Source organism: Methylobacterium sp. CCH5-D2 (assembly GCF_001556475.1).
Lineage (GTDB): Bacteria > Pseudomonadota > Alphaproteobacteria > Rhizobiales > Beijerinckiaceae > Methylobacterium > Methylobacterium hispanicum.
In genome coordinates, this window is record NZ_LSIX01001003.1 from 1 (window position 1) to 7,424 (window position 7,424).

Here is a 7,424-nt window from a genome sequence, read left to right on the forward strand (position 1 = left end):
GCAACCTGCGGTGCGGCGGCTGCGCGTCTCGTCACATGTGGATAACGAGGACGATTCCGGCGGCCGGGTTGCCGGGCCCGCGCTTCGGCGCAGATAGAACAAAAGATGAACAAACGACCGATTGGGAGGGTGTCCCGTGCATGACGTCCAGCGATCCTCGATCGGTCCTCGGCACGCTCCGCGCGCGCATCGCCACCCTGGAACGGGGATCGGGCACCGCGCCCGCGCCGGTCGCGTACCTGCCCTTCGGCCTCTCCGCGATCGACAGGCTGCTGCCCGGCCGCGGGTTGCAGCTCGGAGCCCTGCACGAGGTCGCACCCGCCCAGGCGGCCATCAGCCACGCGGCGGCCTGCACCCTGTTCGCCGCCGGCATCCTGGCGCGGACGCAGGGGCCCATCCTCTGGTGCCTGGCCGCACGCGACCTGTTCGCGCCCGCGCTCGCCCGGGTCGGCCTGCATCCCGACCGCGTCATCTACGTCGAGACCTACCGGGAGGCCGAGCTCCTGCCGCTGGTCGAGGAAGGCGCGCGCTTCCGAGGCTTGGCCGGCGTCGTCGGGGAGGTCGCGCGAACGGGCCTCACCGCCTCGCGCCGGCTCCAGCTCTGCGCCGAGGAGAGCGGCGTCACCGTCCTGCTCGTCCGTCGCGCGCCCGCTGCCTCGGATGGTGCGGGTACGACGGCGAGCGCGGCGACGAGCCGCTGGTCGGTCGAGGCGGTGCCGGCATCGCGCCGCGCGGCGGGCTTCGGGCGTGGGCGCTGGCGAGTCGGGCTGCAGCGCTGCCGCGGCGCGGCGCTCGGGTCGGAGCCGGCCTCCTGGCTCGTCGAGGCCTGCGATGAGGCGGGTCGTCTCGCTCTACCTGCCGACCTGGCCGAGCGATCGCATCCGCAGGCGCGACAAGGCCGCGCCGCCGCGGGATAAGCCGCTCGTCACCGTCGTCACGGCCGGCGGAGCGCGGGTCGTCGCCAGTGCCTGCCGGGCCGCGCAGGCGCTGGGCCTGCGCGCCGGCATGGCCGTCGCGCAGGCCCAGGCGATGGTGCCCGGCATCACCGTGCGCGAGGCGACCCCGGAGGCCGATGCGGACGCGCTCGCGCGGCTGGCCGCGTGGTGCCTGTGGTGCGCCCCGCTCACCGCCCCCGATCCGCCGGACGGCGTCTGGGTCGAGATCGCGGGCTCGGCGCACCTGTTCGGCGGCGAGGCCGCGATGCTGCGCACCCTGCTCACGCGCCTGCGCGCTGGCGGCTGCACGGTGCGCCTCGCCGTCGCCGACACGCCGGGGGCGGCCTGGGCCGTGGCCCGCTTCGCGCCGCGCGAGACCTCGCCCCTGGTCGGACCGGGCCAGATGGCGGCCGCGGTCGCGAGCCTGCCCGTGCGCGCGCTCCGGCTCGCCCCCGAGACCGTCGCCGGGCTGGCGGAACTCGGCATCGAGCGGGTGGCCCAGCTCGCGGCGCTGCCGCGCGGACCGCTGAGCCTGCGCGTCGGTCGCGCCGTGCTGCAGCGGCTCGACCAGGTCCTCGGCCACGCCCCGGAGCCGATCGCCTGGGCGATGCCGGCCGAGGCCGCCGTGGTGCGCCGCGCGTTCCCGGAGCCGATCTCGGCACCCGCCACGCTGGAGCGGGTGGCCACGGACCTGACGGGCGATCTCGTCGCACTGCTCGCCCGCCGCGGCCTCGGTGCGCGCCGCCTCGACCTGAGCTTCCGCCGGGTCGATGGCGGCGTCCACGCGCTCTGCGTCGGCACGGCGTCCGCCACGCGCGACGCCGCGCATCTCGCCCGGCTGCTCTGCGCCCGCCTCGCGGAGGTCGATCCGGGCTTCGGCCTCGACGAGGCGTGCCTGGCCGCCGGCCGGACCGAGCCGCTGGCGGCCGTGCAGGGGGAGGGCCTCGATACCGGCGAGACGGCGCAGGTCGATCTCGCCGCGCTCGTCGATCGCCTCGCGGCGCGGGCCGGGGCGCGCCGGGTGTTCCGGGTGGTGCCCGTCGAGAGCCGGGTGCCGGAGCGCAGCCAGCGCCGGGCCCCGCCGCTCGCGCCTGCGGACGGCCGCTCCTGGCCCGCCGATCTCGCGCGCCCGGCCCGCCTGTTCGAGCCGCCCGAGCCGGTGCAGGCGACCGCGCTCCTGCCCGACGCGCCGCCCGCCCTGTTCGTCTGGCGCGGCGTGCGCCACCGCGTCGTGCGCGCGGACGGCCCCGAGCGCGTCCGCGGCGAGTGGTGGGCCGCCGAGGGCGAACTCGCCAGCCTGCGCGACTACTACCGCGTCGAGACCGAGGACGGGGCGCGCTACTGGATCTACCGCGACGCGCCGATGGCGGAGGGGCCGCGCTGGTGGCTGCAGGGGGTGTTCGGGTGAGCTGGCCACCTCCGGCCGCCGACCTCGTGCACTGAGCGGCGGGACCGGCCATGTCCTACGCGGAACTCCAGGTCACCAGCCACTTCTCGTTCCTGCGCGGCGCGTCCTCGCCCGAGGAGCTGTTCGCGGCCGGCCGCCTGCTCGGCCTGCGGGCGATGGCCGTGACCGACCGCGGCTCGCTCGCCGGCATCGTGCGCGCCCACGCGGCCTCCCGCACCACCGGCCTGCCCCTGATCGTCGGCTGCCGGCTCGACCCGACCGACGGGCCGCCGCTGCTGGTCTACCCGACCGATCGCGCGGCCTACGCCCGGCTCTGCCGCCTGCTCACCATCGGCAAGCGCGCGGCCGGCAAGGGCGGCTGCACGCTCGCGCTCGCGGACGTGTTCGCCCGGAGCGGCGGCCTCGTCGCGGTCGCCCTCACGGAGGGCCGGGACGGCGCGACGGTCGCGGCCGACCTGCGCCGGCTGCGCGCCGTGTTCGCCGACCGGCTCTACTGCGGCCTCACCCGCCGCTTCGTGCAGGACGACCACGCCCGGCTGGACGCCCTGACCGCCGTGGCAGGCGCGGCCAGGGTGCCGACGGTCGTCACCGGCGACGTGCTCTACCACGCCGAGGCGCGGCGCATCCTGCAGGACGTCGTCACCTGCATCCGAGCGGGCTGCACCGTCGAGGCCGCGGGCTTCCGCCTCGACGCCCATGCCGACCGGCACCTGAAGGACCCGGCCGAGGTCGCGCGCCTGTTCGCCGCCCATCCGGGCGCGGTGGCGCGCAGCCTCGAGATCGCCGAGCGCTGCCGCTTCTCCCTCGACGAGCTGACCTACCAGTACCCCGACGAGCGCGAGGATCCGTCCGGCACCCCGCAGGACACGCTGGAGGCGCTGACCTGGGCCGGCGCGCGCGCCCGCTACCCGGACGGCCTGCCCGACGCGGTCGCCCTTCAGCTGCGCCACGAACTCACCCTGATCGGGCGCTTCAGCTACGCGCCGTACTTCCTCACCGTGAACAGCATCGTGCGGTTCGCCCGCTCGCGGGGCATCCTCTGCCAGGGCCGCGGCTCGGCCGCGAACTCGGCGGTCTGCTACGTGCTCGGCATCACCAGCATCGATCCGGTGCGGCAGGGCCTGCTCTTCGAGCGCTTCATCTCCGAGGAGCGGCGCGAGCCTCCCGACATCGACGTCGACTTCGAGCACGAGCGGCGCGAGGAGGTGATCCAGTGGGTCTACGAGACCTACGGCCGCGACCGCGCCGCCCTCTGCGCCACCGTGATCCGCTACCGGGCGCGCGGCGCGGTGCGCGAGGTCGGCAAGGCGCTCGGCGTGCCCGAGGACGTCACCGGCGCGCTCGCCGGCCTGGTCTGGGGCTGGTCGGCCGACGGGGTCGAGGAGAAGCACGCGGCCGAGCTCAACCTCAACCTCGCCGACCGGCGGCTGCGCCTCACCCTCGATCTCGCCCGGCAGCTGATCGGCACGCCGCGCCACCTCTCGCAGCATCCCGGCGGCTTCGTGCTGACGAACGACCGCCTCGACGAACTCGTCCCGGTCGAGCCCGCCAGCATGGCCGACCGGCAGGTGATCGAGTGGGACAAAGACGACATCGAGGCGCTGAAGTTCATGAAGGTCGACGTGCTCGGCCTCGGCATGCTCGGCTGCATGCGCCGCGCCTTCGACCTCCTGGCCGCGCACAAGGGCCTGCGGCTCGACCTCGCGACGATCCCGGCCGAGGACCCGGCCACCTACGCGATGATCCGGCGCGCCGACACGCTCGGCGTGTTCCAGATCGAGAGCCGGGCGCAGATGGCGATGCTGCCGCGCATGGCGCCGCGGACCTTCTACGACCTCGTCATCGAGGTGGCGGTGGTGCGCCCCGGCCCGATCCAGGGCGACATGGTCCACCCGTACCTGCGCCGCCGCGAGGGGCGGGAGGCCGTCACCTACCCGACCGAGGCGCTGCGGCGGGTGCTCGGCAAGACGCTGGGCGTGCCCCTGTTCCAGGAGCAGGCGATGCAGGTGGCGATCGTGGCCGCGGGCTTCACACCCTCGGAGGCCGACCAATTGCGACGCGCCATGGCGACCTTCAAGTTCACGGCCGGCGTGTCGAAGTTCCGCGACAAGCTGATCGCCGGCATGGTCGGCAACGGCTACGCCGCGGATTTCGCCGAGCGCACCTTCAAGCAGCTCGAGGGCTTCGGCAGCTACGGTTTTCCGGAGAGCCACGCCGCCTCCTTCGCCCTGATCGCCTACGCCTCCTCCTGGCTGAAGTGCCACCACCCGGACGTGTTCTGCTGCGCGATCCTGAACGCGCAGCCGATGGGCTTCTACGCCCCGGCCCAGCTGGTGCGGGACGCGCGCGACCACGGCGTCGAGGTGCGCCCGGTCTGCCTGAACGCCTCGGCCTGGGACTGCACCCTGGAGCCGACCGGCCGGCCGGACCGGATGGCGGTCCGGCTCGGCCTGCGCACGGTGCGGGGCCTTCGCGACGACGACGGCGCACGCCTCGTGCTGGTGCGAGACCTCGGAGCCTACGCCTCGGTCGAGGACGCGTGGCGCAGGGCCGGCGTGCCGGTCGCGGCACTCCGCCGTCTGGCGGCCGCCGACGCGTTCGGACCGGCCTTCGGCCTGGCGCGGCGCGAGGCGCTCTGGGCGATCCGGGCCCTGCGCGAGGCACCGCTGCCGCTGTTCGCGGCCGCCGAGGCGCGTGCGGGCGAGGCGCGTGCGGGTGCGACGCAAGGGGAGCTGGCGGAGGAGCCGGTGCAGCTCCGGCCGATGACGCCGGGCCGCGAGGTCGCCGAGGATTACCGCGCCACCAGCCTGTCCCTGCGCGGCCATCCGCTGGCCTTCCTGCGCGGCGACCTCGCCGCGGAGCGCTACGTCCGCTGCTCCGACCTCGAGCGGACGCGGGACGGCGGGCGCGTCGCGGTCGCGGGCCTGGTGCTGATCCGGCAGAAGCCGGGCTCGGCCAAGGGCGTCATGTTCATCACGCTGGAGGACGAGACCGGCATCGCCAACCTGATCGTCTGGCCCGGTTTGTTCGAGCGGCAGCGGGCGCTGGTGCTGCGCGCCGGATTGCTCGGCTGCCGCGGTCGGGTCCAGAGGCAGGGCAAGGTCCTGCACCTGATCGTGGAGCATCTCGTCGACCTGTCCTCTTGGCTGGGTCGAATCGGGGGCGACGAGGGGTTCGCGCTGGCGACGGGCCGCGGCGACGAGGCCCGGCACGGTGGCTCCCCCGATCAGCGCGTTGCTCCGTCCCGCTCGACGGTCCCATCGGATCCGCCGTTGGCGCGCGCGCGGGACATTCTCATTCCGGACCTGCATCTCGACGGGCTGCGTGCGGCTCCCGATGCGCCCACCATCCGTGTGGCCTCACGAAATTTCCGCTGAGCTCAAAGCCAACTCTGATTTCTGTAGAGAGCGAGGGAACAACATATGATCGATGGGCTTGGCAGATGAAAAAATATTCACGCGCACACCCGGATCGCAGATATATTGTGATGGACATTGGGCGCACGCCCCGACCTCTATGGATCCCTCCCAGCGACACTGATTGGCGGCTCGGCCCAGGTCGTATCTTCGGGGAGCAGGTCACGTCGCGTCCTTGATCGTGCGGTTCATTCGCTCGACCTGACCGTTGGTCCAAGGGTGACGCGACTTGGTCAGACGATGGTCGATATCGTTGCGGGCGCAGGCAAGCTCGAAGCTGTGGGCCCGGAAGGTCTCGCCGGCTGCAATCGCTTCCTTGATGATGGAGGCGGCTGAGGCGACGTTGCCGGGCCTGGTGAAGTTGCGATCGAGCAGGCCGAGAGAGCCGTCGCGACGGCCATGATCGGTGCCAGCAGGGCTTTGCGGCATCGTTCACCTCTCCCGAATCGGGTTGTGAGTTCCGCTAGGCAGAGTGCTGCAGGATGGTCGCCAGTCTGCGTGAAAGCACCTTCGCCGCGCAGGCTCGGCCCCCGGCGGCTTCGCGGGCATCGAGGGCTTTCCTTTCAGGGGGAAGGTGCCGGCTCGCATCAGAACCTCGCACCCTCGGCTTCGACCCTCACGGCAGCGCCGGCACGGTCGAGTTCCAGTACGCGCTGCTCGCCTGGCCGTGCTGACAACGCGGCGAGCACCGCCTCGGGCGTGAGCCCGTCGAGCGGATGACCGTCGATCCGCAGCAGCCGGTCGCCCACTTCGACTCCCGGGACGAGGGGACGGCCGTCCCGAATTGCGACGGCGGCGACGATGTAACCCGTATCGCGCCGGACCAATGTGAGGCCGACACCGTCGAGATCGCCTGAACTGGCCGCGCGTTGCCGCTCCCAGAAGCTCTTCCCGGCAGCATAGTCGAGCGTCAGGCGGACACCATCGAGCACGTTGTTGCCGAGCCAGCCGACCACCGGCTCACCGACACCGGCCTGCCACGCGTCCCAGAAGATCTCGCCGAGCGCGGCCTCGCCGATCGTGCCACCCACTGGCCCGGTGCCGAGCGCGCCGACATCCGGGATCGACAATCCGGGGAGATCGAGGCGGGGCAGGCGGATCACCGTCCCAGCGGGTTCGAGGCCGAGATCTGCCATCGCGAGGTTGGCACGTCCGACCGCACCGTCCGCCCGACGCCATTCCGGGTGCCGGCCGAGCCACGTCGCGACGGTGCGCCCCCGCAACCACGTGTAGGGTGCACCGATATCGAGAACGAGCGGAACCGTCCGCCCGTCGATCAGCGCGTCCGTCACCGCAATGCCGGAGGCGGAATTGACGCGGACAGGCACAGGCACGCCGCGTGGCCGCAGCATCCCAGGACGCGCCAGGGTCAGAGTTGCAGCACGGGGATCGACCGTGACCAAGAAGTGCCGGAGCACCCCGGCGGGCAACGCGGCCTCCACGGAGCGGGGCGCGAACAACAGGTCGAAGAGATCCTGTTCGCCGATGCGCCCGGGCCCATCGATGACGGATCGTCCACCGACCGTCACGCCGATGGCACCGATCCGCATCGCGAGGTCACGGCCCTCGGTGAGGCCCAGTTCCCGATACAGCCCTTCCGACAAGATCGGAGCGGGCGCACCCATGTTGAGCCAGGCGAGCGCCTGCCGCTCGCCTGGCTCAACA

Annotated in this window: 4 protein-coding genes and 1 pseudogene; 3 read left to right on the forward strand and 2 right to left on the reverse strand. The window is 73.2% G+C overall.

Annotated elements, in window-relative coordinates:
* Positions 1-140 precede the first annotated feature (140 nt).
* From AX737_RS27275 to AX737_RS27285, 3 genes are read left to right on the forward strand one after another with little or no spacing between them, the layout of a single operon-like run.
* Positions 141-917: a damage-inducible mutagenesis protein gene (locus AX737_RS27275; protein ID WP_066926948.1), complete on the forward strand. Its 777-nt coding sequence runs from the start codon at positions 141-143 to the stop codon at positions 915-917.
* The gene (locus AX737_RS27280; RefSeq protein WP_082773331.1) at positions 832-2,343 is read left to right on the forward strand and encodes a DUF6504 family protein; all 1,512 of its coding nucleotides are present in this window, start codon (positions 832-834) and stop codon (positions 2,341-2,343) included. The genes AX737_RS27275 and AX737_RS27280 overlap by 86 nt, the downstream gene beginning before the upstream one ends.
* 50 nt (positions 2,344-2,393) lie before the next feature.
* Positions 2,394-5,720, forward strand: coding sequence for an error-prone DNA polymerase (locus tag AX737_RS27285; protein WP_066926950.1), 3,327 nt, complete (start codon positions 2,394-2,396; stop codon positions 5,718-5,720).
* A 204-nt stretch (positions 5,721-5,924) separates the two neighbouring features.
* On the opposite strand, the pseudogene AX737_RS33740 reads toward AX737_RS27285, so the two are convergent.
* Together AX737_RS33740 and AX737_RS34945 are read right to left on the reverse strand one after the other, a co-directional pair.
* Positions 5,925-6,014 (reverse strand): annotated as a pseudogene (locus AX737_RS33740) (integrase core domain-containing protein); the annotation flags it as partial.
* Between the two features lie 332 nt (positions 6,015-6,346).
* On the reverse strand, positions 6,347-7,424 hold a 1,078-nt coding region (locus tag AX737_RS34945), incomplete at its 5' end, for a peptide-binding protein (RefSeq protein WP_197430738.1).

Coding starts and splice junctions, on each gene's coding strand:
- AX737_RS27275 (WP_066926948.1), top strand. CDS start 141: ATGACGTCCAGCGATCCTCGATCGGTCCTCGGCACGCTCCGCGCGCGC.
- AX737_RS27280 (WP_082773331.1), top strand. CDS start 832: ATGAGGCGGGTCGTCTCGCTCTACCTGCCGACCTGGCCGAGCGATCGC.
- AX737_RS27285 (WP_066926950.1), top strand. CDS start 2,394: ATGTCCTACGCGGAACTCCAGGTCACCAGCCACTTCTCGTTCCTGCGC.